This is a genomic window from Christensenella intestinihominis, from assembly GCF_001678845.1.
In the GTDB taxonomy this organism is placed as follows: domain Bacteria; phylum Bacillota; class Clostridia; order Christensenellales; family Christensenellaceae; genus Christensenella; species Christensenella intestinihominis.
The window spans coordinates 1-21418 of the sequence record NZ_MAIQ01000008.1; the positions used below are offsets into that span (position 1 = coordinate 1).

The following is a 21418-nucleotide window of genomic DNA, read 5'->3' on the forward strand; positions in this document are numbered from 1 at the left end:
TGGGCGGAAATGGGCGAGGCGCTGCGCGACATCGGATACGAGGGCGCGGTGGTCATGGAGCCGTTCGTGAAGCCGGGTGGCACGGTGGGAAGCGACATCAAGATATGGCGGGACCTCTCGGAGGGTGCAAGTGAAGAACAGATGGACGCGGACATCCGGGAATCGCTGCAATTTGTGAAAAAACAGTTTGTGGAATGAGTACGGCGGCGCTTTCCTCCTACGAAAGACAGAATCGCTCATAACACTCTCTCATCATAACAGGGAAATATTAGTGTTTCCAAAAGAAAACGGGCCTTCGGGCCTTTTTTCTTTTAAACAGGTGGTAATCCATGACAAAATATTGTATAATTTAATATCGGGAAAGCGTTGTAAACAGCGCGATATCAAATTAAAAAACGGGAGTCGGGGAAAATGAAAGTAGCATTTGGCTGTGATCACGGCGGATTCGTTTTAAGGGCCGAGATCATCGATTATTTGGAAAAAAACGGACATGAAATCATAGATTTCGGGGTGGATGGCGACCATTCGGTGGATTATCCGGATTACGGCCTTCCCGTCGCGGAATGCGTAAGCGCGGGAGAGGCGGACCTCGGGATCGTCGCCTGCGGAACGGGAATCGGCATCTCCATCACGGCAAACAAGGTTCCGGGCATCCGCTGCGCGCTCCTGTCGGATACGTTCTCCGCGCACGCGACGCGCGAGCATAACGACGCGAACGTCATGGCCCTCGGCGGCAGGACCATCGGCCCCGGCCTGGCGGTTGACATTGTGGACGTATTCCTGAATACGCCTTTTTCGGGAGACGCCCGCCACCAGAGGAGAATTGACAAAATAACGGCAGTTGAAAAAAAATATTCTAAATAATTCGGAGGAGAGAAAAATGGCGTCAGCACATGTATTGGATCATCCGCTCCTGCAGCATAAGGTGTCGATGATTCGCGACAAAAACACAGGGACAAAGGAATTCCGGGAGCTCGTCAAGGAAATTGCCATGCTGATGGTGTACGAGGTCACGCGCGATATGCCGCTGAAGGAGGTAGAGGTGGAAACCCCTATCACAATGGCGCGCACGAAGGTGATTGCAGGCAAGATGGTCGGCATCGTCCCGGTCCTGCGCGCGGGGCTCGGAATGGTGGAAGGCGTGCTGAACCTCATCCCCGGCGCCAAGGTCGGCCATATCGGCCTTTACCGCGATCCGGATACGTTCGAGCCTGTGGAATACTATTGCAAGCTGCCTGTGGATGCGCAGGAACGCGAGCTGATCGTGCTCGACCCGATGCTGGCGACGGGCGGAAGCGCCTCCGACGCGATCGCGCTGATTAAAAAGCGCGGCTGCAATAACATCAAGCTGGTAAATATCATCGCATCCCCGGAAGGAATCGAGACGGTCCGCAAGGCCCATCCCGATGTGGACGTATATGTGGCGGCCGTGGACGAAGGCCTCAACGACCACGCGTATATCGTGCCGGGCCTCGGGGACGCGGGCGACCGGCTGTTCGGCACCAAATAATTATTCGGCCTGCCCTTGCCAAACAGGCGCGCGGCAGCCAATAAACGGAAAAGACAGGCGGCATTTATTGTATGCCGCCTTTTCTGAAAAGAGGAAACTGTATGCCCGATAAACGGGACTGGTACCGCCTCGATACGGCGGCAAAAATTTATCCGTCCATTTCCCAGACGCATAACAATACGACGTTCCGGCTCGAACTCGAGCTTGACGCGCCGGTAAAACAGGAAAAACTACAGGAAGCGCTTGTCAAAATCATGCCGCGCTTTCCCACCTTCGCGGTCACGCTGCGGCGGGGAATGTTCTGGTATTATTTCGAGCCCAACCCGGCGATTCCCGTGGTAAAAGAGGAAAACGGGTTCCCGTGCAAACGCCTCAAGGATTTCATCAACAACGGGTTCCTGTTCAATATCATGTACTACAAAAAAAATGTCATCATGGAATGCTTCCACGGCCTTGCGGACGGCGCGGGCGCCATCGAGTTTTTCAAGACCCTGATGTACGAATATTTTAAGCTGTGCGGCTATGATATGGACGCGGAGGGCATGGTGCTGGACGCGGAGGGAAAGGTTCCCGCGGAAGAACTGGAGAACAGCTTCAACGCGTATTACGACGCCAAAGGGGAGGCGAACAAGCTGCGCGTTCCCAAGGCCTTCCACATTATGGGCACGCCCAATACGGACGGGGGCATTTTCCTGACGCACGGCATCATCGACCTTAATGAATTCCTGGCCAAGGTAAAGGCGCGCGGGGTAACGGTGTCGGCCTATGTGGCGGCGCTGCTCATTGCGTGTACGGCGAAGGAGCAGGGGCTCGAATATAAAAAGGACAAACGCCCCATTATTATTTCCGTGCCTATGGACCTGCGGGGAATGTTCCCCTCCCATACGCTCCGCAACTTCATTTCCTTTGCGAACGTCGGCACGGTAATCGACGGGAAGATCGATTTTGACCGCATCCTCGCGGATGTGTCCGCCCAGCTCAAAGCGGGGCTTTCAAAAGAAAATATTTCCGCGATGATTAACAAAAACGTCGGTTTTGAGAAAAATCCGTTTATCCGCATGACGCCGCTGTTTGTAAAAAACCTCGTGGTGTCGGCAAGCTATAAAAATTACGGGGAGGGCGGCTACACGATGGTGCTGTCCAACCTGCGCACCGCGCAATTCCCCAAAACCATGCAGGCCCATATCAGGCAGGTCTACTATGCGCTGGGGGTAAGCGATATGAACCCCATGAACTGCGTCGTGGTTTCCTATCAGGATAAAATGGTAATCACCCTTGCGCGCGGCATCAAGGAAACGGGCATCGTGCGCTACTTCTTCGAGCATTTTTCCAAAGAGCTCGGGATGCGCGTTGAAATACGCGGGAATGAATGGAGCGGGCAATGATGAATTACTGTGACGATTGCAAGGTATATGTGGATGCATGCCTGAAATTTTGTCCGCTGTGCGGGAAACGGCTCACGGAGCATCCGCTGGAAAATGAGCTGTACCCGCACGTGACGAAGAAAAAATTTGTGGACAGGCACAGCCTCACGATGGAATATATGTCCTTTGCAACATTCGTGGTTATCTGCCTGTGCATTGTGGTAAACCTGTTCACGTGGGACGGGCATCCGTGGTTCCTCGCGGTGGCGGCGCCCGTGCTGTACACCTGGGTGCTCGTTTATATTACGATCCTGTCCGATATGTCCGCGGGCCTCAAAACCCTGCTGCAGGTGGTCACGCTCACCGCCATGTTTATCGCCTTCGACTATGTGGGCGGGGGCCTCGGGTGGTCCTACGAGGTAATGATGCCGCTGCTCCTTGCCCTTGGCATTGCGTATATCGATCTCTATTCCTATTACCATAAATCCTACTGGAGGGACAACCTGCTCTTTGCCTTCCTGCTGCTCCTGCTCGGCTTTATCCCGCTGATCCTGCACCTGTCCGGGATACGGATCGCGCTCATCCCGCTGGTCCTGTCCACCTTTGCAAGCGCAATCACGGTTCTTGGAATCCTGCGTTTTGCCTTCCGCCAGCTGAAATCCGAAATGCAGCGGCGGTTCCACATGTGATTTTTGAAAGGAAGGAAACAATGGTCCGTCATATTATTTTATGGAATATCAAAGAAGAAATTGCGGACGGGGAACGCGTGCGCGTAAAGGAAAACATGAAGCGGGAGCTGGAGGCGCTCCGGGGAAAAATAGAAGGCCTCCTCGAGATGGAGGTCGTGACCTGCCCGCTTCCCTCCTGCAACGCGGACGTTATGCTGAAAAGCGCGTTTGCGGATGCGCAGGCCCTTGCGGCCTATATCGTCCATCCCGAGCATAAACGGGTGGGGCGGGATTTTGTCCGCCCGTTCGTGTGCAACCGTATGTGCATGGATTATGAAGACTAAAAAAAACCGCAATAAAAAATCCGGCGCGCGGCCGGATTTTTTCGTTTCCCTTTTATTTTTTCAGCGCAACGGGTGAAAAAGCGCTCCCGCCAAGGCTGAATTCCTTGCCGCCGGCCGCCCAGCCGGAAGGAACCTCAAACAAGAGCACGGCCTGCACGTCGGTGCCGTTCGATTCAAACGCAAGCCTGGCGCACGGATATTGCCCGCTGCCGTCCGTCACATAGCATGGCTCGCCGTCCACCGGCATGAACGAGCTTTGCGCGTCGTCAAGGTCCCGGTCAGAGGTTGCGAGCGTGACCGTAAGGAGCGTGTTCCCGCTTCCCGCCGTGCGGTCCAGCGCCTGTTCGGCCGTCTTAATTGCCGCAACTTCATATCCTGCGCCAGAGGTTTGGAAAGTAACCGCCGGCGCACATGCGCACAAGGCGGCGGTTAATACCAGCAGGGTGCATACAATGGAAATAAATTTCTTCATGGGTCCTCCGAAACCATATATCGGCAACGATATACGAAATGTTGTAATATCTTTATGATATTACGAAAAGGAAAGAATTGCAACCTTGATTCAGCGGGTAAAGATGGAATCCGCGGCAGGAGGGCGGCATGCCGCGCCGCGGAAATATTGAAAAAAAGTTGACGGGCAGGAAGCGATTTGTTAATATAAGGTAGGATATTGCCGTGGAATGTGCGAATGTTCCATGGCTTTTTTATGTTTTTCGTGGAAAATCCCGAAATATTGAAACATGTTAGGAGTGAACGAAATGTCCGGTATCGTGGTGTTCGGCGCCCAGTGGGGCGACGAAGGGAAGGGCAGGTTTGTAGATTATCTGGCCTCCAAGGCAGATGTGGTGGTTCGTTACCAGGGGGGGAACAACGCGGGTCATACCGTCGTTGCGGACGGAGTGACGTATAAGCTCCACCTGATTCCTTCCGGCATCCTTTCCAAAGGGAAAGCCTGCGTAATTGCCAACGGCGTGGTCATCGACCCGTCGGCGCTGAAAAAGGAAATTGATTACCTTGCGGAGCGCGGCGTATCGGTGGATAATCTCTATATCAGCGATAGGGCGCATATGATTATGCCTTACCACCGGGAGCTTGACGCGCTGAACGAGAAAAAGCTGGGGGACTTCAAAATCGGCACCACGGGCAACGGCATTGGTCCCTGCTATAAGGATAAGGTTGGGCGCACCGGCCTTCGCATGTGCGACCTGCTGGACGAGGAATCTTTTCCGGAAAAACTCAAAAAGTGCATAGAGGATAAAAACGAGATCATCACCAAGGTATATGGCGGCGATCCGCTCGATTACGAAGCGATCCTTGAAGAGTTCAGGGCGCACGCAAAATATTTCCGGCCGTTCGTGTGCGATACGGTCTCCATGCTGCAGGAATATAAGGAAGCGGGCAAGACGATGCTTTTTGAAGGCGCGCAGGGCATGCTTCTCGATATCGATTTCGGCACATACCCCTACGTTACGTCCTCCCATCCGAATACGGGCGGCGTATGCGCGGGCGCGGGCGTGGGGCCCCAGGTCATCACGGACGTGATCGGCGTGGTTAAGGCCTATACGACGCGCGTGGGCGAGGGCCCGTTCGTGACGGAGCTCTTCGACGCGACGGGCGACGCAATCCGCGAAAAGGGCCATGAATACGGAACGACGACGGGGCGGCCCCGCCGCTGCGGCTGGCTCGATCTCGTAATCGTCGATTTTGCGGCAAAAACAAGCGGTATCACGGGCTTTGCTGTGTCCCGCATGGATACGCTCGGCGGTCTTGACAAAGTTTATGTTTGCACTGGATACGACATTGATGGTAAAATAGTGAATACATATCCGGCGTCGCTCGAAACGCTTGCGAAGGCGAAGCCGGTTTATAAAGAGTTCGAGGGCTGGAGCTCCGATCTTTCCAGCATCCGCAAATATGAAGATTTGCCGGATGCGGCCAAAACCTACATCGAGTTCATCGAACAGCAGACCGGCGTTCCGGTTGTGATGATCGGCGTGGGCGCGGGACGCGAAGAGTGTATCTATCGCGGCCTGTAAACTAAATATTGTGTTCAAAGTTTGCCGTACTAGACGGGGAGTTAGCGGTGTCCTGTAACCCGCAAGCCGCTATAGCGGGGTTGAATTCCGCGCGGAGGGTCTTCCCGGCAAGGTATGGAGTATGTTAATCGGTGTTGATGGATGGGTCCTGTGCAATGCTGCGCTGTGAACCCTGTCAGGTCCTGACGGAAGCAGCAGTAAGCAGATTGCAGTGTGTGCCGCAGGTTCGCCTGTTCTGAGCCGATGGCGTAATTTCCTCTTGTGGGGTAAGATTCGATGCGCGGTGTACGGCTTCTGGTTTTAAAAAGAAAGGCACGTCAGGTGCCTTTCTTTTTTATCGTGGCAGGCGGTTCCGGTCGCCCCATTCACACATGGAATCGAGGATTGGGATAAGGGATTTTCCACGTTCCGTAAGGCTGTATTCCACCTTGGGCGGTATTTGCGGATATTCCTCGCGGTGCACAAGACCGTCCGCTTCCAGCTCCTTTAAAGACAGGCTCAGGGTTTTGTAGGAAATCGTGCCGATATATTTTTTCATTTCGTTGAATCGCACTACGCCAAATTCCATAAGCGTATATAAAATCGTCATCTTATATTTCCCGCTGATGAGGGACAGGGTATAGCTGAATCCGGTTTCTCCGAGGCTCGCGTTTGCAATGCAGTCAAGGCTCATTATTCACTCTCCTTTTGGTTAGTATAACACCTGAATGTGCGTACTTGATTTATTTCACTATTGCACTAAAATTGTAAATAAAGGTTTCGCCGGTGTCAACAGATTTTGTACAATAAAAAAGGAGAATGGGAAATGAATAAAAAAATTGCAATACTGAACGGAAGCCCGCGGCGGAAAGGAAACACCTCCACCCTGGTGCAAGCATTTACCAAGGGGGCCGAGGCGTCCGGAAATACGGTTAGGGAATTCTTTTTGGATAAGATGGATATCCGCGGATGCAAAGGCTGCTTTGGCGGGGGGAAAAACGCGGACAGCCCGTGCGTGCAGAAAGACGATATGGATCAGGTTTACCCGGCCTACAGGGACGCAGATATTGTCGTACTGGCGACTCCGCTCTATTTTTGGACGGTCAGCGGCCAGCTCAAATGCGCGATCGACCGTCTGTTTGCGGTGGCGGAGGGCAACCCGGGTTATCGTAATCCGGAAAAGGAGAGCATCCTGCTTATGGCGGCGGAGGGAAACGGCTTTGAGGAAACCGTTTATTGGTATGACCGCCTGATGGATCATCTGCAATGGAAAAGCATCGGAAAAGTTCTTTGCGGCGGCGTTACAGGGCTCGGCGATATCGCGGGAAGGGAAGAACTGGAAGAAGCCCGGAAATTGGGAGTATCGATCCGGTAAAAGAAAGGGTATAATGAAACCCAGAGGTGATTTTGATGAAGGTTTTGTTCATAAACGGAAGTCCGAATGAACGCGGCTGTACCTATACGGCCCTGCATGAAGTGGAAAAGACGCTCCGCGTGCATGGAATTGAAACGGAAATCCTCTATCTGGGGAAAAAGTCGGTTGCAGGCTGTATCGACTGTTCCGCCTGCGCGCAAACGGGAAAATGTGTGTTTGACGACCAGGTAAACGCCGTCATCGCGCGCATCGATACCATCGACGCGCTCATCGTCGGCTCTCCCGTCTATTATTCCGGGCCCACAGGGCAGGTAACGGCGTTCCTCGACCGCCTGTTCCATGCCGCGGGGGAGCGGAAAATGAAAGGTAAACCCGGCGCGGCAGTTGTTTCCTGCCGCCGCGGCGGCGCGACTGCCGCGTTTGACCGGCTGAATAAATATTTCAGCATCAGCAGCATGCCCATCGTAACGTCGCAGTATTGGAATCAGGTGCACGGATTCACGCCGGAGGATGTAATGCGTGACGAGGAGGGCCTGCAAACCATGCGTACGCTCGGGGAAAATATGGCATGGCTGCTCCGGTGTATCGAAGCGGGCCGGAAAGAGGGCGTTCCTGCGCCGCAGTATGAACCGCGCGTTATGACAAACTATATCCGCTGACCGTGCGCTTTGCCCGGTATAACAAACGCCCCGAAGCCATAGGGGCGCTGCGTTTGGCGTCAGTGAATGCTTAAAACAAAGAGGCCGTCCCCCCAAAGGGACGGCCTCTTCCGTTACTTTTTCCGCGCCGACACCAGCAGCATCATGGGCCGCCGCAGCTCGTCCTTCATGCCGGGAATGCCAAGCATTTCCCTGTCCGGCTCCGGTTCCACAAGGCCCGTAAGCAAAAAGCCCGTTTCAAGAAGCGTATTCACGTAAGTCGTAAGCGTCCTGTGGTATTTGAGGACCTGCTCGCCCAGGAAATTCGCGTCGCGTTTTCCCTCGGTGAAATAGCTGTCCACCGGCCAGTGCAGGATATTCCCATTTTCGTCGTAATACCAGTCCTCCGTTCCCTGCGCCGTAAATACGGGATGCTCCACCGAAAAAACGAACGCGCCGTGCGGCGCAAGCATCCGGTGGACCCTTGTGCATATGTCGCCGAAGGATTCCACATAGTGGAACGCAAGAGAGCTTAAAACCACGTCAAAGGAAGCAGGCGGGAACTCCGCGTCCTCGATGGGCATGCAAAGGTAGGTAATTTTCTCCGAAGCGTTTTCCCGGCGCGCCCGCGCCAGCATATTTTCGGAAATATCGATCCCCACAACGGCTGCCGCGCCGTGTCCGGCCGCGTATGCGCAGTGCCAGCCAAAGCCGCAGCCAAGGTCAAGCACCCGTTTTCCTTCAAAGGAAGGCAGCATTTTTTTAAGCGCGTGCCATTCCCCCGCGCCCGCAAGTCCCTTCACGGAACGGTCCATCTGGCTGTATTTATCAAAAAAGGTTTTGTCGTCGTATTTGTTTTCTTTCATGCCTGCAATTCCTCCGGTTCTATGCCTGCTATTGTACCCGCAGCCGGGAAAGAAAACAATCCCTTATTTTTCGGGTGGGCAGGCGGTCTCTTTTTGTTTCGGGTTAAAAAAGAAGCGGTTCACCGGCAGCGCGATCAGCACGCCGATAATTGTCTCGAGCATACGCTCGAATACATAGGGCAGCGTGTCCAGCGTAGAGCCCGCGTGCAGGAATACGATCACGGAAAAAATGACGCAGCTCGGTGCGACGGAATCCTTGATGCGCAGCACATTGCACACGAAGATCAGCGCCAGCATCAGCAGGGGAAAAATAATCACAAACCAGAACTCGCGGTAATTGGGGATCACCTCGGCAAGCTCGAGCGCGATGAAGCTGAAAACAGAGCCCATGACCGTGCCGAGGATGCGGTGCAAGCCGATCTGCTTGGATTTGTCATAGGTCGGCTGGATACACAAAACCGCCGCGATTACCGCATAAAGCGCGGTTGGCCGCTGTGTGACGAAGCCAAGCAGCAGGCAGAAAAAAACCGCAATCACGGTTTTGAGGGCGCGCTGCCCGGGACGGTAGGTTAAATCCATTTTATCAATCACCTCGAATCACAGCCTTTCGCGGGCCTGTGCAATATTATTAAACAGGGGATTCAACCGGTAATCAGCCCGCTTTTGAAATGCTTGTTGAAGAATATGGCCACGCCCACGATTGCCCCGCATATCCCGGTAACCAGCATCAGGGTCTCGATACGCACCTGGTCTGCGAGCGGCCCGAAAAAGACCATGCCCAGAGGCATCATGGAGGTCATGATAATCTGCGTCAGGCTGAATACGCGCCCCTGCATGTTGGTGTCCACCTGCTCCTGCAGCAGCACCATCGAAGGCGTGGTAAAAAGCGGAACCGTGCTCCCGGTAAGCACCATCAGCACAAGGAATGTGATGAACCCGGGCAGGATGCCGACGAGCGCCGTCAGGATGCCGAAGAGAATGCAGCACAGCGCAATGGTGTACATGCGGTTCTTAAAACCGCCCCATGCGGAGATGACGATCCCGCCGATCACGCCGCCCACGGAAAAGGCGATCTCCGTGGCCGACAGCCGCCAGTATTCATCCCCGAAGGTGCGCGACACCATCAGCGGCGTCAGCTGCGCCGCCGGGACGATCAGGAAGAAAAACAGCGCGTAAAAGAGGAAATACGAGCGGAAAAAGCCGCTTCCCCACACATATGTGAGCCCGGCCTTAAGGTCATCGAGGTATCCGCCCTTCTGTTTAAGCTTTGCCTTTTCATGGACCGGGACCTTTAAAAGGATCATAATCACAATGGCGACAGCCGCTGTGGAAACGTCCACAAAAAACGTGTATTCCAGCCGCGTGAAAGAAAGCATTGCGCCCGCCGCGGCGGGTGAGAGGATAAACATCACGGATTGCAGGCTCCCGAAGATGCCGCCCACCCGCGTCAGCCTGTCCGTAGGAACGATCTGCGGTAGCATCGCGTTCACCGCCGGGGTCTGGATGCCCGAGCCGAGCGAGCGGATGCCGGAGACGAGGAACACCATCCACAGGTCGTTGTGGCCGGAGAGGAAAAAGAGCGCCAGAATAAACGTCGCCGAAGCGACGAGCGCGTCCGCGCCGATAATGAGCAGCTTGCGGTTCACGCGGTCGGCCCATACGCCCGAAAACAGCGAAATCACCACCTGCGGCGCAAAGCCGCATACCGAGGCGATGGTCATCATCCCGCCCGACTGTGTCGAAAGGGTAATGTACCAGATGATCGCAAACTGCACGAGCGAGGAGCCGAACAGCGATACCGTCTGCCCGGATAAGAACAGGACTGTTTTACGTTTCCAGTGACGGAAATCATCCGCAGGCAGTCCCTGCGCCATTTTTTGTTCGTCCATACAACCCTCCCAATCCGTTGTTTTTTTGTAAGTCCTACCAATATACCACATTCCCCCGGGGGGAAGTCAAGGAAAAAGTATATCAGTTTTGAAATATACATTGACAGACGAGGTATATGATAATATAATGTAAATTGTTAAACGAGATAAATTGAAGAAGGGAGATATCTTATGTCACTTACTTCCGACCTGATCCGCGGCCATACGGAAACGATTATCCTGGCGCAGCTTCTAAAAAAGGACAGCTATGGATATGAGATCAACAAGTCGATCCAGCAAACGACGCACGGCGAATACGAGCTCAAGGAGGCGACGCTCTATTCCGCCTTCCGCAGGCTGGAAAACGCGGAAATGATCGAATCCTACTGGGGCGACGAGACCACGGGCGCGCGCAGGCGCTATTACCGCATCACGCCGCTCGGGCGCGCGATGTACGAAAAAAACAAGGAAGACTGGGAGCGCACCAAGAAGCTCATCGATCATTTGATATGAAATATATTTGGAGGGTATCATAATGGAAGAAAGGTTACGGCAATACGTGGAACATCTTTTTGCGGACGCCCCAAAAACCAGGAAAATGCTGGAGCTGCGTGAAGAGATATTCATGAACTTGAAAGAAAAATATAACGACCTCCTGGCAACGGGCGCGTCGGAGGAAGAGGCGTACGAGATCGTAAAAGGCAGCGTCGGCGACGTTGACGAGCTTATCAGCAGCGCGAACGATCCGTATACGGTTCCCGGCCCGTCCGAAAAGGAACGGAAGCAGTATGCGCGCCTCACGGCGGTGGCGGTGATGCTGTATATCCTGTCCCCGGTGTTCATCATCGTGCTTGGCAGCATGAGGCAGGAAATCCTCGGCCTTACATTCATGTTCGTGCTGATCGCGATCGCGACGGGGCTGCTCGTTTACCGCAGCTCGCTTCGCCCGGGGTATCAATACGAAAAAGAGGACGATTCCATGGTGGAAGAGTTCAAACAATGGCATGTGGAAAATAAGCAGAAAAAGGAGAAACAGAACGCGTATGTCGGTGCAATCTGGCCGATCATCGTGGCGCTCTATTTCATCATCAGCTTCACAACGGGCGCTTGGGGCATCACATGGATCATCTTTATTATCGGCGCCGCGGTTCACCAAATCATAAAGGCTGCTTTGAAATAGGAGGACGGTATGGAACAGTACGAGAAATACAGGGAATATAAAAAGGCGATGTGGCTGATCGTGGTGGCGCTGTTTTTCCTCATCAGCTTCACAACGGGCGCATGGAGGTTTTCCTGGCTGATTTTCCTTGTCGGCGCGGCGGTCGGACAGCTTTTGAAGGCGGTCCTGTTGCAGGATGACGATTATGCGCAGCCGGAAATGCGCCTGGAAGAGCGCCGCAGGGCATGGACCTCCGCGCTTTGGCTTACGGTTGTGATACTCTATTTTGTCATCAGCTTCGCGACGGGCGCCTGGTATGTCACATGGGTCATTTTCCTCATTGGCGCGGCAGTAAATCCAATCGTAAGGGTCAATATTAAGTAAACGCTAACGGAATTTCCGGCAGAGGTGAAATTATGAATAAAACAGGTAAGATTATTTTATGGTCCGTGATCGCGGCAGTGCTCGTGGGCGTTCTTGTATGGGGCATTGCGGGCGGTTCGTCCTTTGGAAACACATGGGGCAATTTTATCAAAAATATCCGCGTGGACGATTTTGTGGATAAGCTGCCCGACGACGCGGAGGTAAGCGAGCAGTTCGAGAAGGACGCCGGTGAAATCCGGGAGCTTTCCATGCGCTTTGTCGATGAGAATATCACCGTCGTCCCGACGGATGAAACCGTAATCCGGGTCGAGGAAAGCAGCAGCCGTGCAATCAAGAGCGAAGACGTCATGCATTACGGCATAAAAAATGGGGAATTGGTGGTGCAGAGCGGTAAGGCCGGGCGTGTGTTCGGCTGGACGAGCAACTACCAGATTGATGTGAAGGTCATGATTCCGCGTTCGTTTACCGGGACCATTGACATCGAGACGGTTTCCGGCGTGCTCAGCGCGGGGGAAACAAATGCGGCGTCCGCGCTGTACGGGACGACCTCCGGCGATATTTCGGTGGACGGCGGTACGCATAAAGAACTGCGTACAGACAGCGTCTCCGGGAAAATTGTCATTGAAAATGTGCAGGCGTCCAAACTGCGTGCGGATACGATGTCCGGAAATATTGAAGTGGAAGGAACGTTCAGCGAGCTGAATGTGGACACCACCTCGGGAAATATGCGGATCGATGCGGCAGGCGCGCGCGATATTGATATGGATACCACCAGCGGGGAGATCGACGTGAAATGCGGGGATGTCAAAAATCTTGAAAAAATATCGGCGGATTCCGTTTCGGGCAATGTCGGAATCGAATTGCCGGAGGAAAGCGGCTTTACGCTCAGCTTTGATACGGTTTCCGGCTCACAGGATAACGACTTCGCAATGCGCAACAATGTTTGCGGGGACGGAAAAATTGAGATCAAGGTAGATACGGTTTCCGGCGGCCTGCGTCTTGCGCAGAAGTAAGATTCATAATTAATTAAGAAACAGGCGGCCTGATCTTTGGTATAATAAAGGCGGGGAAATTTCCCCGCCTTTGTTGCGGGGCGGTCTATTTGGGAGGTCTATGCAAAAGATACGCGAAACATATCCGGTCGATACCGCGGCAAAGCTGTTTCCGCCAACCGCGCGGCCGACGAACACCTCGGTGTTCCGCCTGTCGGTGCTCCTCAAAGAGGCGGTAAACCAGGAAGCGCTGCAGAAGGCGGCGGAAAAGACCTTGGAACGTTATCCCTATATGGCGGTAACGCTCGGGAAGGACGGCTTTGAAACGGCGCGCACTCCCTTCTTGGTCAGGGAAGAAAAGGGAACGCCGTGCGCTCCGCTTGATCTTAAGAAAGGCGGTTTTTTGCTTCGGATTCTGTGGTACGGAAAACGCATTTCGGTTGAAATGTTCCATGCCCTTGCCGACGGCGCGGGCGGCCTTGCGTTTTTGAAAACGCTGCTTTACTGCTATCTTACGGCTTTGGGCGCGGAAATCAATCCCGAAGGCAAGCTGCTGCTTCCTGGGGAAACGCCGCAAAGCGGGGAATACGAAGACAGCTTCCTGAAATATTATGACGGCAGGAAGGCGCCGGTGCAAAAAATGCCTCCTGCCTTTAAAATCAAGGGCGAGCCCCTCCCGGAGGGCGGACGGAATGTGCTGCACGGCGTCATTGGCGTGGAAGGGCTGAAAAAAGCGGCCCGGCGGCAGGAAGCGACGATAACGGAATACCTGTGCGCGCTGATGGTGTATTCGATCTACCGGGAATGCGTCGATGAAAACGTGGACGACGAACCGATCGTACTGTCGGTGCCCGTCAACCTGCGGGGGACGCTTCCCTCGCAGACGGTACGGAATTTTTTCAGCATTATCAACGTGTCCGTGCCGCCTGAATACGCGAAGACCTTTGGCGGGGCGCTTCAGGCCATAAAAACGGAGCTGCGGGAAAAGACGCGGGCGGAAAGCCTGATGGATGCGCTGGCGCAAAGCTGCGGGGTCATGGAACATCCGGTGGTAAAGGCGGTTCCGCAGTTCATGCGGGACGCGGGGATGCGGTTCGTATTTGCGTTTTTCAGTGAAGACGTAAAAACGATGACCGTATCAAATGTGGGCATGATCGACCTCCCGGCCGATATGCAGCCGTATGTAGAGCATGCGGAATCGGTTATTTACCCGACGGAGCGCAGCCCCATTAACTGCTGTTTGTGCTCTGTGAACGGAAAATTAACGGTTTCCTTTATCCGGACGATAAAGGAAACGGGACTTATGCGTTTCTTCTTCGGTTTCCTCACGCGGGAAACGGGCGAAGAAGTGACGGTGTACGCGAACGAATGGGGGACTTCGGATGGGCAAGTGTGAATATTGCGGCGTAACGGTGAAAGGCAGCGAAAGCTGTCCGCTGTGCGGCCGTCCTGTGCAGGGCAAAACGGAAAAAATGTATCCGGCCTGCCCGGCGGATCAAAACGAAATACCGGAAAAACGGACGCCGTACTGGCCGGCCGTCGTAACGGCGGGCGTGGTAGGAATCTGCGCGCTGGTTAATCTGGTAACCCGGGGAAGCTCGGGCGGCTATTGGTGCCTCGATATCGCGGTTATCTTTGCTTACCTGTGGGTGCTTGTGCTCCATACGGTGAAATCCAAAACGCGGGGCAGCTTTAAGCTTATGCTGCAGGCGTGCCTGATCGTCGCGATGCTGTGCGTGTTCGACTGGAATGCGGGCCGGGGCCTGTGGTCGGTGAACTTTGCGATACCGTTCGCGTGTATCGGGATGATTTTCCTGGCCACCTACATTGTAATGACCAGGAAAATAAACTGGAGCGGGTACATCGGGTATATGGTGGCGGTGGCGCTTTTCGGGCAGATACCAATCATGGGAATCCTGCTTGGCCTCACGCATTTTGTCTGGCCGAGCTTTGCGGCGGCTGGCTATGCGGTGTTCACCTTCCTGATGATGCTGATGTTCGCCAACGGCAGGTATAAGGACGCGCAAACGCGCAGGTTCCGTTTCTAGCGGGGTGTGTATGGAGTTTCGGATGGGGCCGCTGGTGGCGGCGATGATGGAATATGAACGGGGCGTCCCGCAGCGGATTAACCATTTTTTAAAGGTCTATTCCTTTGCCAAGCTGATTGGAGAGCAGGAGAACCTTCCGGCCGCCGTGCAGGAAACCCTTGAAGCGGCGGCGGTTGTGCATGATATCGGCATTCGTCCCAGCCTTGTGAAATACCAGTCCTCCGGCGGGAATTTCCAGGAAATCGAAGGGCCGCCCATCGCGCGGGAGCTTCTTGCCCGGCTGGCGTTCCCGGAAGACAGGATAGAGCGTATCTGCTTCCTGGTGGGGCATCACCATACCTACCAGGATATCGACGGGGACGATTACCGGATTTTGGTGGAGGCCGATTTCCTCGTGAACCTGTATGAGGAAAAGACGGACAAGCAGTCGGTCTTAAAGGTCAGGAAAAATATTTTCCGCACAAAAGCGGGAACAAAGGCGCTGAACGATTTGTTTGCCCTGCCTGAATGATATGAAGATAATAAAGCGGGCGGAGCCCGGAAAAAAAGAATATCTGGAACTGCTGCTCGAAGCGGACCCCTCGGAAAAGATGCTTGACCGGTATCTTGAAGACGGGACGCTTTTTGTATGGGAAGAAAAAGGAACGCCTGTGGCGGTTGCCGTAGTCGTCCCGGTTCCGGGAGGCGCGTGCGAGCTCAAAAACCTTGCCGTCGCGGAAGCGGCGCGGGGCAGGGGTTATGGAAAAAGAATGGTGGAATACCTGTTTAGGTTCTACCACGGAAAATATCCCGAAATGTATGTGGGAACGGCGGATATTTCCTGCGGCTGCAAAGGATTTTACCAAAAGCTCGGGTTCCGGTATACGCATACGGTATCCGGCTTTTTTACGGAAAATTACCCGGAGCCAATCTATGAAAACGGCGCCTTAATTGAAGACATGGCATATTTTGTGAAGGAGCTTAAGTAATGGAGCTGTTCGACATAACGGGAAAACGTGCGCTCGTGACGGGTGGGAGCCGGGGCATCGGCCTCGCGCTTGCCCGGATGCTGAAAGAGGCCGGGGCCAGGGTCGCGGTGTTCTACCACGGAACCCCGGTAAAAGAGGAAGGCTTCATCCCGGTAAAGTGCGACCTGCTGGATGCGGCGGATACGCGCCGTGCGTTTGCGGAAGCAAAGGAAGCGCTTGGCGGGATCGATATCCTTATTAATGCGGCAGGGCTGCATAAAAAGGACGATGCGGAACATTTCCCGGCGGAAGAGTGGGAAGAAATCCTCCGGGTCAATGTGGTCGCCGCTTTCCGTGTCAGCCAGCTTGCCGGGCGGGAAATGATTGCGCAGGGCGGCGGGAAAATTGTCAATATCTGTTCGGTGCGTTCCGTACTCGCGGGAGACCGCAGCTCGGCATACAGCGCAAGCAAGGCGGCGCTCCTGCAAATGACAAAAGCGCTCGCGAAGGAGTGGGGAAAACACCATATTAATGTCAACGGCCTTGCGCCGGGGTATATCCTGACCGATATGACGGCACCGTCCATGAACGATCCCGAAACAGGCGGGCGGCTCCTTTCCCATACGCCGCTCGGGCGCTTTGGGGAAATGGAGGACCTTAAGGGTGCTTTGCTCTTCCTGTGCTCCCGCGCGTCGGATTATGTCACGGGCATCCTTTTGCCTGTGGACGGCGGTTTTTTATGCTGATTGAAAAAAGTAACAATTAAAAATTTACTCGTGCGGCTTAATCCCCTTAAAGAATTCGGCAAAGTCCACATTATAAACTTGCTGGAGTGCAACCAAATCCGTCACCTTTATGTTGCGCGTTCCAAGTTCTATTTTTGTATAAGTATTTCGATCAATCGTACTTCCCAATAGATTCATCTTCGATGTTAATTCTCTTTGGGATAATCCTGCGGCAGCCCGTAGTCTCCTCAAATTTGTTTGCAAACTTACATTCTGTAATATTAAACCTTTCATAGAATTCTCCCTTGAAAAAAGTGACTCGTTAGCACATATTTATCTTGATTATATTCCTAAAAAAGGATACAATAGGTGCTAACGGGTAACCTATATATTTTTAGTTAAGGAGTGTAACGATGTCAAATAAAAAAGTATTGGAATGTTTGGAGCAGAATGTAGAGGGATTGGAAAAATCTAAAATCTGATGACAATTATTCATGCGGCTTAATCCCCTTAAAGAATTCGGCAAAGTCCACGTTATAAACTTGCTGCAACGCGACCAAATCCGTCACTTTGATGTTGCGTTTTCCAAGTTCAATTTTTGAATAAGCGCTTCTCTCGAGAAGACTTCCAAGCAAATTGATTTTAGCGGTAAGCGCCTCTTGAGATAAGCCGGATTCTTTGCGCAGACGTTTCAAATTTACAGATAAACTCACATTTTGGACAATCATATTTCTCATAATTGACTCCTCAAAAAACGAGACTACTGGGTCACATTTTTACTTGATTATATAATGACTTTAATGGTATAATTGGGACGTATTAGTCCCATTGCGTTTTGAAAAGGAGAAATAGTCATGTCAAATAAAAAAGTATTGGAATGTTTGGAGCAGAATGTGGAGGGATTGGAAAAAATCCAGAACCTGATGATGTTTGAAGACCCGCTCGTATATAGTGATCTCATGTTGGAAATCAGTATAGATCATTTCCGTGGGTATGAATCGCTTTTACCTGTTATGTTATTATCGACAGACGACCCGGTTATTGAACGAACAGGCAAACGGCTTTTGCTCCAACTATATAGCGAGAAGCTGCAGGAAATCGGCGGACGGCAGATCGTTGACCGCGTGACAGATATTTTGACCGAAGAAAAAGACAGATGGGATAAAAGAATTAAGCGTTTACGCAAACTGAAAAAACAAAATAAATTGTAAACATTTCTGAAAAAGGTTCACTTTTGGGTGTTTTGCGGCGTGTCAGTAGTGGGAGGCATGGCTCCCGTCACCATGATGTGCCCAATAAAAAAGTTAGACACATCACTTGTATTTTTGCACAAATGATGTGTCTAACCAAAATCGTAACTAAAAAATCTTTTTCGCTAACGAAAAACGGCTTAAAGAAGCCTTATTTCATCGCTTCTTCCACCGCAACCGCCACCGCGACGGAAGCGCCGACCATCGGGTTATTCCCCATGCCGATCAGGCCCATCATTTCCACGTGAGCCGGAACGGAGGAACTGCCCGCAAACTGCGCGTCGCCGTGCATACGGCCCATCGTGTCGGTCATGCCGTATGAAGCCGGACCGGCCGCCATGTTGTCGGGATGCAGCGTCCTGCCCGTGCCGCCGCCCGAAGCAACGGAGAAGTATTTCTTGCCGTTCTCGATCGCCCATTTTTTGTAGGTGCCCGCAACCGGGTGCTGGAAGCGCGTCGGGTTGGTGGAGTTTCCGGTAATGGAAACGTCTACGCTCTCGTGCCGCATGATCGCCACACCCTCGTTTACGTCATCCGCGCCGTAGCAGCGAACCTTTGCCCGGTCGCCTTCCGAATATTTGGTTTCGGAAACGATATTGAGCTTGCCGGTGGCATAGTCATAATCCGTCTCAACATAGGTAAAGCCGTTGATGCGAGAAATAATCTGCGCCGCGTCCTTGCCAAGGCCGTTGAGGATAACCTGCAGGTTCTCCTTGCGTACCTTGTTCGCCGTCTTGGCGATACCGATTGCGCCTTCCGCCGCCGCAAAGGATTCGTGCCCCGCGAGGAAGCAGAAGCATCTTGTTTTTTCCTCGAGCAGCATCGCCGCGAGGTTGCCGTGCCCAAGGCCGACAAGGCGCTGTTCCGCAACAGAGCCGGGGATGCAGAACGCCTGCAAACCAATGCCGATTGCTTCCGCCGCTTCCGAAGCTTTCCTGCAGCCCTTCTTGAGTGCGATGGCCGCGCCCAGCGTGTACGCCCAGATTGCGTTTTCAAAAGCGATGGGCTGGATGCCGCGCACGATGCCGTCCACGTCGATTCCCTTGTCCACCGTATACTGTTTCACTTCCTCGAGGGAACCAAAACCGTATTCCTTCATGCATTTTTCAATTTGGGCAATTCTTCTTTCATAACCTTCAAATGTAACCATGTTAATCGCCCTCCTTATTCTTTACGCGGGTCAATGTACTTAACCGCGTCGTCGTATCTGCCGTACGTGCCGATGTTTTTCTCATAAGCCTCTTTCGGCTCTACGCCGTTCCTGATGTCTTCCATCATCTTGCCGAGGCGTACGAACTTGTAGCCGATCACTTCATCGTTCTTGTCAAGGCCCATCTCGAGGATATAGCCTTCCGCAAGCTCGAGGTAGCGAACGCCCTTTTTGTTGGTGGAGAAAATCGTGCCGACCTGCGAACGAAGCCCCTTGCCGAGGTCCTCGAGGCCCGCGCCGATCGGAAGGCCGCCTTCGGAAAATGCCGTCTGCGTCCTGCCGTAGGCAATCTGCAGGAACAGCTCGCGCATCGCGGTGTTGATCGCGTCGCACACAAGGTCCGTGTTAAGCGCTTCGAGAAGCGTCTTGCCGACGATCGCTTCACCCGCCATCGCGGCCGAATGCGTCATGCCCGAGCACCCGCTCGTCTCGATCAGGGCCTCCTCGATGATGCCGTCCTTCACGTTCAGCGTCAGCTTGCACATACCCTGCTGGGGGGCGCACCAGCCTACGCCGTGCGTGAGGCCGGAGATGTCTGTGATCTGTTTGGATTTTACCCATTTGCCTTCTTCAGGTATCGGAGCCGGGCCGTGGTGCGGTCCCTTTTTCACGCATACCATTTCTTCTACTTCTTTTGAGTATTGCATGGGATTTTTTGACCTCCTTGAAAATTTATTGCTTTCATATGAAATACTAAGCCATACATAAAATATTATAGCATATCCGGGGAAAGGTAGTCATTATATTTTTAAGATTATTTCCCGCCGCGCCCCCATCCGGGAAAAGAGCCCGTTTTTTGGTTGAACAAAAGGAAAATGAGTGATATCCTTAAGCAGGGGAAAACGGAGGAAATGCTATGCTGTGGATTCCAATTGTAATCGTCGCCGTCGTCGTTTTATTCCTGGTTGTGGTTCTCGTGGCCGCAAATAAAATATTCGACGTCGCGGTGAATGCAAAAAAAACCAAGGAAAAAGTGCTCAAAACAAATGCGAATAAAAGTGCGGACGGCACGCCGGGCGAACAGACGGAAAAGCAGCGTGCCAACGAATGGCTGCGCGGGCAGGAATTCGTAATGCACAGCCAGCGCTCCGGGGACGGCCTTCTCCTTGCCGCGCGCGAGCTTCCCGCGCGGGAGCCGTCGCACCTGTGGGCGGTCTGCATCCACGGCTTTTCAGGAAGCGGCCTTAGCCTCGGCCTTGCGGCAAAGCATTGGCACGGGCGGGGATGGAACGTGCTCCTGCCCGATTTGCGGGGCAGCGGCGACAGCGAGGGGGATTATTACGGCATGGGCTGGCTTGACCGCCACGATGTCATCCGGTGGGTCAGGGAAACGATCCTCGCAAAAGACCCGGATGCGCAAATCGTCCTGCACGGGGTCTCCATGGGCGCGGCGACGGTCATGATGACCACGGGCGAACCGCTTCCCGCAAACGTACGCGCCGCCGTTGAAGACTGCGGCTATACGGACGTGTGGCAGGAATTCACCATCCAGCTCAAAAAGGTGTTCGGCCTTCCGCAGTTTCCCATCATGCATATTGCAAACGGAATGGCGAAGCGCCGCGCAGGCTATTCCTTTAAGGAAGCCTCGTCCGTCGCGCAGGTGAAAAAATCCAAAACGCCGACGCTTTTCATCCACGGCGACGCCGATACCTTCGTCCCGTTTTTCATGCTTGGCGAGGTATACGAAGCCGCGGCATGCGAAAAGGAAAAAATGGTGGTGCACGGCGCCCAGCACGGCGAATCAGGCCAGCTCGAGCCGGAGCGCTACTGGAATACCGTGCATGCGTTTGTTGGAAAATATCTTGATTAAAGAGGAGAATATAATGGAAAGAGTACAGTATATCTGCCCCAAATGCGGTTGTACGCAATATGAAAGCGACCAGTTCCAGGCCACCGGGGGGAACTTTTCCAAGCTGTTTGATGTGCAGAATAAAAAGTTCATTACAATCAGCTGCGCAAAGTGCGGCTATACGGAGCTGTATAAAGGGCAGACCTCGGACGGCTGGAATATCCTTGATTTCCTGATCGGCCGCTGAAGCAAAAATGAATAAATTG

The 21418-nt window shown here is 53.3% G+C and carries 29 protein-coding genes, 1 other RNA gene and 1 pseudogene; 22 read left to right on the plus strand and 9 right to left on the minus strand.

Features of this window, described 5'->3' with window-relative positions; translation table 11 throughout:
* The 6 genes and pseudogenes from BBD38_RS14725 to BBD38_RS10675 all read left to right on the plus strand — a co-directional run.
* Positions 1-198, plus strand: a pseudogene (locus BBD38_RS14725) (sugar phosphate isomerase/epimerase family protein); the annotation flags it as partial.
* A 213-nt stretch (positions 199-411) separates the two neighbouring features.
* On the plus strand, positions 412-864 hold the full coding sequence (gene rpiB / locus BBD38_RS10655; protein ID WP_066688053.1) for a ribose 5-phosphate isomerase B: 453 nt from the start codon (positions 412-414) through the stop codon (positions 862-864).
* 16 nt (positions 865-880) lie between these two features.
* Positions 881-1510: a uracil phosphoribosyltransferase gene (gene upp / locus BBD38_RS10660; protein WP_066688054.1), complete on the plus strand. Its 630-nt coding sequence runs from the start codon at positions 881-883 to the stop codon at positions 1508-1510.
* 101 nt (positions 1511-1611) lie between these two features.
* Positions 1612-2895: a hypothetical protein gene (locus tag BBD38_RS10665; protein WP_066688055.1), complete on the plus strand. Its 1284-nt coding sequence runs from the start codon at positions 1612-1614 to the stop codon at positions 2893-2895.
* Positions 2892-3563 (plus strand): DUF6320 domain-containing protein, encoded by a 672-nt coding sequence (locus tag BBD38_RS10670; protein ID WP_147568146.1) that lies wholly within the window; start codon positions 2892-2894, stop codon positions 3561-3563. The genes BBD38_RS10665 and BBD38_RS10670 overlap by 4 nt, the downstream gene beginning before the upstream one ends.
* Positions 3564-3640: 77 nt before the next feature.
* The gene (locus BBD38_RS10675) at positions 3641-3886 is read left to right on the plus strand and encodes a Dabb family protein (RefSeq protein ID WP_407919652.1); all 246 of its coding nucleotides are present in this window, start codon (positions 3641-3643) and stop codon (positions 3884-3886) included.
* Positions 3887-3938: 52 nt separating this feature from the next.
* Here the strand turns inward: BBD38_RS10675 and BBD38_RS10680 are convergent, their stop codons facing one another.
* Positions 3939-4358 (minus strand): hypothetical protein, encoded by a 420-nt coding sequence (locus BBD38_RS10680; RefSeq protein WP_066688058.1) that lies wholly within the window; start codon positions 4356-4358, stop codon positions 3939-3941.
* Between the two features lie 286 nt (positions 4359-4644).
* On the opposite strand from BBD38_RS10680, the gene BBD38_RS10685 reads away from it, so the two are divergent.
* Together BBD38_RS10685 and ffs are read left to right on the plus strand one after the other, a co-directional pair.
* Positions 4645-5922 (plus strand): adenylosuccinate synthase, encoded by a 1278-nt coding sequence (locus BBD38_RS10685; RefSeq protein ID WP_066688060.1) that lies wholly within the window; start codon positions 4645-4647, stop codon positions 5920-5922.
* A 24-nt stretch (positions 5923-5946) separates the two neighbouring features.
* An RNA gene (gene ffs / locus BBD38_RS10690) (signal recognition particle sRNA large type) lies at positions 5947-6213 on the plus strand.
* 43 nt (positions 6214-6256) lie between these two features.
* Here ffs and BBD38_RS10695 read toward each other — a convergent pair.
* On the minus strand, positions 6257-6595 hold the full coding sequence (locus BBD38_RS10695) for a winged helix-turn-helix transcriptional regulator (RefSeq protein WP_066688062.1): 339 nt from the start codon (positions 6593-6595) through the stop codon (positions 6257-6259).
* A gap of 132 nt (positions 6596-6727) precedes the next feature.
* Between BBD38_RS10695 and BBD38_RS10700 the strand changes: the two genes are divergently transcribed.
* Entirely contained in the window at positions 6728-7276 is a 549-nt protein-coding gene (locus BBD38_RS10700; protein WP_066688064.1) for a flavodoxin family protein, read from the plus strand.
* A 35-nt stretch (positions 7277-7311) separates the two neighbouring features.
* Complete coding sequence (locus BBD38_RS10705) at positions 7312-7935, plus strand: flavodoxin family protein (protein WP_066688066.1); 624 nt, start codon at positions 7312-7314, stop codon at positions 7933-7935.
* A 113-nt stretch (positions 7936-8048) separates the two neighbouring features.
* Here BBD38_RS10705 and BBD38_RS10710 read toward each other — a convergent pair whose 3' ends face one another.
* From BBD38_RS10710 to BBD38_RS10720, 3 genes are all read right to left on the minus strand, one after another.
* On the minus strand, positions 8049-8780 hold the full coding sequence (locus tag BBD38_RS10710) for a class I SAM-dependent methyltransferase (RefSeq protein WP_066688068.1): 732 nt from the start codon (positions 8778-8780) through the stop codon (positions 8049-8051).
* A 63-nt stretch (positions 8781-8843) separates the two neighbouring features.
* On the minus strand, positions 8844-9359 hold the full coding sequence (locus tag BBD38_RS10715) for an FUSC family protein (protein WP_066688070.1): 516 nt from the start codon (positions 9357-9359) through the stop codon (positions 8844-8846).
* A 62-nt stretch (positions 9360-9421) separates the two neighbouring features.
* The gene (locus BBD38_RS10720; protein WP_235829131.1) at positions 9422-10669 is read right to left on the minus strand and encodes an MFS transporter; all 1248 of its coding nucleotides are present in this window, start codon (positions 10667-10669) and stop codon (positions 9422-9424) included.
* A gap of 171 nt (positions 10670-10840) precedes the next feature.
* Here BBD38_RS10720 and BBD38_RS10725 point away from each other — a divergent pair, with 171 nt between their 5' ends.
* From BBD38_RS10725 to BBD38_RS10765, 9 genes are all read left to right on the plus strand, one after another.
* A complete protein-coding gene (locus BBD38_RS10725) occupies positions 10841-11161 on the plus strand; it encodes a PadR family transcriptional regulator (RefSeq protein ID WP_066688072.1) in 321 nt (106 codons plus the stop codon).
* Positions 11162-11183: 22 nt separating this feature from the next.
* Positions 11184-11828: a permease prefix domain 1-containing protein gene (locus BBD38_RS10730; RefSeq protein ID WP_066688074.1), complete on the plus strand. Its 645-nt coding sequence runs from the start codon at positions 11184-11186 to the stop codon at positions 11826-11828.
* Between the two features lie 9 nt (positions 11829-11837).
* Complete coding sequence (locus tag BBD38_RS10735; protein ID WP_066688075.1) at positions 11838-12191, plus strand: hypothetical protein; 354 nt, start codon at positions 11838-11840, stop codon at positions 12189-12191.
* Positions 12192-12223: 32 nt separating this feature from the next.
* Positions 12224-13204, plus strand: a complete 981-nt coding sequence (locus tag BBD38_RS10740) for a DUF4097 family beta strand repeat-containing protein (protein ID WP_066688077.1) — start codon at positions 12224-12226, stop codon at positions 13202-13204.
* 100 nt (positions 13205-13304) lie between these two features.
* Positions 13305-14579 carry a hypothetical protein gene (locus tag BBD38_RS10745; RefSeq protein WP_082989620.1) on the plus strand — a complete coding sequence of 425 codons (1275 nt, stop codon included), beginning with the start codon at positions 13305-13307 and terminating at the stop codon, positions 14577-14579.
* The gene (locus BBD38_RS10750; protein WP_066688079.1) at positions 14566-15231 is read left to right on the plus strand and encodes a DUF6320 domain-containing protein; all 666 of its coding nucleotides are present in this window, start codon (positions 14566-14568) and stop codon (positions 15229-15231) included. The genes BBD38_RS10745 and BBD38_RS10750 overlap by 14 nt, the downstream gene beginning before the upstream one ends.
* A gap of 10 nt (positions 15232-15241) precedes the next feature.
* Positions 15242-15742: an HD domain-containing protein gene (locus tag BBD38_RS10755; protein WP_066688081.1), complete on the plus strand. Its 501-nt coding sequence runs from the start codon at positions 15242-15244 to the stop codon at positions 15740-15742.
* Position 15743: 1 nt separating this feature from the next.
* Positions 15744-16199, plus strand: coding sequence for a GNAT family N-acetyltransferase (locus tag BBD38_RS10760; protein ID WP_066688082.1), 456 nt, complete (start codon positions 15744-15746; stop codon positions 16197-16199).
* Positions 16199-16924 carry an SDR family oxidoreductase gene (locus BBD38_RS10765; RefSeq protein WP_066688083.1) on the plus strand — a complete coding sequence of 242 codons (726 nt, stop codon included), beginning with the start codon at positions 16199-16201 and terminating at the stop codon, positions 16922-16924. Before BBD38_RS10760 ends, BBD38_RS10765 begins: the two co-directional genes overlap by 1 nt.
* A 24-nt stretch (positions 16925-16948) precedes the next feature.
* On the opposite strand, the gene BBD38_RS10770 is transcribed toward BBD38_RS10765, so the two are convergent.
* On the minus strand, positions 16949-17197 hold the full coding sequence (locus BBD38_RS10770) for a helix-turn-helix domain-containing protein (RefSeq protein ID WP_066688087.1): 249 nt from the start codon (positions 17195-17197) through the stop codon (positions 16949-16951).
* 194 nt (positions 17198-17391) lie between these two features.
* The gene (locus tag BBD38_RS10775; RefSeq protein ID WP_066688088.1) at positions 17392-17640 is read right to left on the minus strand and encodes a helix-turn-helix domain-containing protein; all 249 of its coding nucleotides are present in this window, start codon (positions 17638-17640) and stop codon (positions 17392-17394) included.
* 117 nt (positions 17641-17757) lie between these two features.
* On the opposite strand from BBD38_RS10775, the gene BBD38_RS10780 reads away from it, so the two are divergent.
* Positions 17758-18114 carry a hypothetical protein gene (locus tag BBD38_RS10780; RefSeq protein WP_066688089.1) on the plus strand — a complete coding sequence of 119 codons (357 nt, stop codon included), beginning with the start codon at positions 17758-17760 and terminating at the stop codon, positions 18112-18114.
* A 190-nt stretch (positions 18115-18304) separates the two neighbouring features.
* Here the strand turns inward: BBD38_RS10780 and BBD38_RS10785 are convergent, their stop codons facing one another.
* Positions 18305-19303 carry a GGGtGRT protein gene (locus BBD38_RS10785; protein ID WP_066688090.1) on the minus strand — a complete coding sequence of 333 codons (999 nt, stop codon included), beginning with the start codon at positions 19301-19303 and terminating at the stop codon, positions 18305-18307.
* Positions 19304-19317: 14 nt separating this feature from the next.
* Complete coding sequence (locus BBD38_RS10790; protein WP_066688093.1) at positions 19318-20010, minus strand: iron-sulfur cluster assembly scaffold protein; 693 nt, start codon at positions 20008-20010, stop codon at positions 19318-19320.
* A gap of 209 nt (positions 20011-20219) precedes the next feature.
* On the opposite strand from BBD38_RS10790, the gene BBD38_RS10795 reads away from it, so the two are divergent.
* Positions 20220-21173: an alpha/beta hydrolase gene (locus BBD38_RS10795; protein WP_066688095.1), complete on the plus strand. Its 954-nt coding sequence runs from the start codon at positions 20220-20222 to the stop codon at positions 21171-21173.
* A gap of 13 nt (positions 21174-21186) precedes the next feature.
* Positions 21187-21399, plus strand: a complete 213-nt coding sequence (locus tag BBD38_RS10800; RefSeq protein WP_066688097.1) for a zinc ribbon domain-containing protein — start codon at positions 21187-21189, stop codon at positions 21397-21399.
* Positions 21400-21418 lie beyond the last annotated feature (19 nt).

Excerpts from the sequence above, each read along its gene's own strand:
- BBD38_RS10670 (WP_147568146.1), top strand. The coding sequence starts at position 2,892 with ATGATGAATTACTGTGACGATTGCAAGGTATATGTGGATGCATGCCTG.
- BBD38_RS10750 (WP_066688079.1), top strand. The coding sequence starts at position 14,566 with ATGGGCAAGTGTGAATATTGCGGCGTAACGGTGAAAGGCAGCGAAAGC.
- BBD38_RS10775 (WP_066688088.1), bottom strand. The coding sequence starts at position 17,640 with ATGAGAAATATGATTGTCCAAAATGTGAGTTTATCTGTAAATTTGAAA.
- BBD38_RS10730 (WP_066688074.1), top strand. The coding sequence starts at position 11,184 with ATGGAAGAAAGGTTACGGCAATACGTGGAACATCTTTTTGCGGACGCC.
- BBD38_RS10800 (WP_066688097.1), top strand. The coding sequence starts at position 21,187 with ATGGAAAGAGTACAGTATATCTGCCCCAAATGCGGTTGTACGCAATAT.
- BBD38_RS10780 (WP_066688089.1), top strand. The coding sequence starts at position 17,758 with ATGTCAAATAAAAAAGTATTGGAATGTTTGGAGCAGAATGTGGAGGGA.
- BBD38_RS10680 (WP_066688058.1), bottom strand. The coding sequence starts at position 4,358 with ATGAAGAAATTTATTTCCATTGTATGCACCCTGCTGGTATTAACCGCC.
- BBD38_RS10745 (WP_082989620.1), top strand. The coding sequence starts at position 13,305 with ATGCAAAAGATACGCGAAACATATCCGGTCGATACCGCGGCAAAGCTG.
- BBD38_RS10740 (WP_066688077.1), top strand. The coding sequence starts at position 12,224 with ATGAATAAAACAGGTAAGATTATTTTATGGTCCGTGATCGCGGCAGTG.
- BBD38_RS10685 (WP_066688060.1), top strand. The coding sequence starts at position 4,645 with ATGTCCGGTATCGTGGTGTTCGGCGCCCAGTGGGGCGACGAAGGGAAG.
- BBD38_RS10735 (WP_066688075.1), top strand. The coding sequence starts at position 11,838 with ATGGAACAGTACGAGAAATACAGGGAATATAAAAAGGCGATGTGGCTG.
- BBD38_RS10760 (WP_066688082.1), top strand. The coding sequence starts at position 15,744 with ATGAAGATAATAAAGCGGGCGGAGCCCGGAAAAAAAGAATATCTGGAA.
- BBD38_RS10795 (WP_066688095.1), top strand. The coding sequence starts at position 20,220 with ATGCTGTGGATTCCAATTGTAATCGTCGCCGTCGTCGTTTTATTCCTG.
- BBD38_RS10695 (WP_066688062.1), bottom strand. The coding sequence starts at position 6,595 with ATGAGCCTTGACTGCATTGCAAACGCGAGCCTCGGAGAAACCGGATTC.
- BBD38_RS10720 (WP_235829131.1), bottom strand. The coding sequence starts at position 10,669 with ATGGACGAACAAAAAATGGCGCAGGGACTGCCTGCGGATGATTTCCGT.
- upp (WP_066688054.1), top strand. The coding sequence starts at position 881 with ATGGCGTCAGCACATGTATTGGATCATCCGCTCCTGCAGCATAAGGTG.
- BBD38_RS10705 (WP_066688066.1), top strand. The coding sequence starts at position 7,312 with ATGAAGGTTTTGTTCATAAACGGAAGTCCGAATGAACGCGGCTGTACC.
- BBD38_RS10665 (WP_066688055.1), top strand. The coding sequence starts at position 1,612 with ATGCCCGATAAACGGGACTGGTACCGCCTCGATACGGCGGCAAAAATT.
- BBD38_RS10715 (WP_066688070.1), bottom strand. The coding sequence starts at position 9,359 with ATGGATTTAACCTACCGTCCCGGGCAGCGCGCCCTCAAAACCGTGATT.
- BBD38_RS10755 (WP_066688081.1), top strand. The coding sequence starts at position 15,242 with ATGGAGTTTCGGATGGGGCCGCTGGTGGCGGCGATGATGGAATATGAA.
- BBD38_RS10770 (WP_066688087.1), bottom strand. The coding sequence starts at position 17,197 with ATGAAAGGTTTAATATTACAGAATGTAAGTTTGCAAACAAATTTGAGG.
- BBD38_RS10765 (WP_066688083.1), top strand. The coding sequence starts at position 16,199 with ATGGAGCTGTTCGACATAACGGGAAAACGTGCGCTCGTGACGGGTGGG.
- rpiB (WP_066688053.1), top strand. The coding sequence starts at position 412 with ATGAAAGTAGCATTTGGCTGTGATCACGGCGGATTCGTTTTAAGGGCC.
- BBD38_RS10790 (WP_066688093.1), bottom strand. The coding sequence starts at position 20,010 with ATGCAATACTCAAAAGAAGTAGAAGAAATGGTATGCGTGAAAAAGGGA.
- BBD38_RS10785 (WP_066688090.1), bottom strand. The coding sequence starts at position 19,303 with ATGGTTACATTTGAAGGTTATGAAAGAAGAATTGCCCAAATTGAAAAA.
- BBD38_RS10700 (WP_066688064.1), top strand. The coding sequence starts at position 6,728 with ATGAATAAAAAAATTGCAATACTGAACGGAAGCCCGCGGCGGAAAGGA.
- BBD38_RS10710 (WP_066688068.1), bottom strand. The coding sequence starts at position 8,780 with ATGAAAGAAAACAAATACGACGACAAAACCTTTTTTGATAAATACAGC.
- BBD38_RS10725 (WP_066688072.1), top strand. The coding sequence starts at position 10,841 with ATGTCACTTACTTCCGACCTGATCCGCGGCCATACGGAAACGATTATC.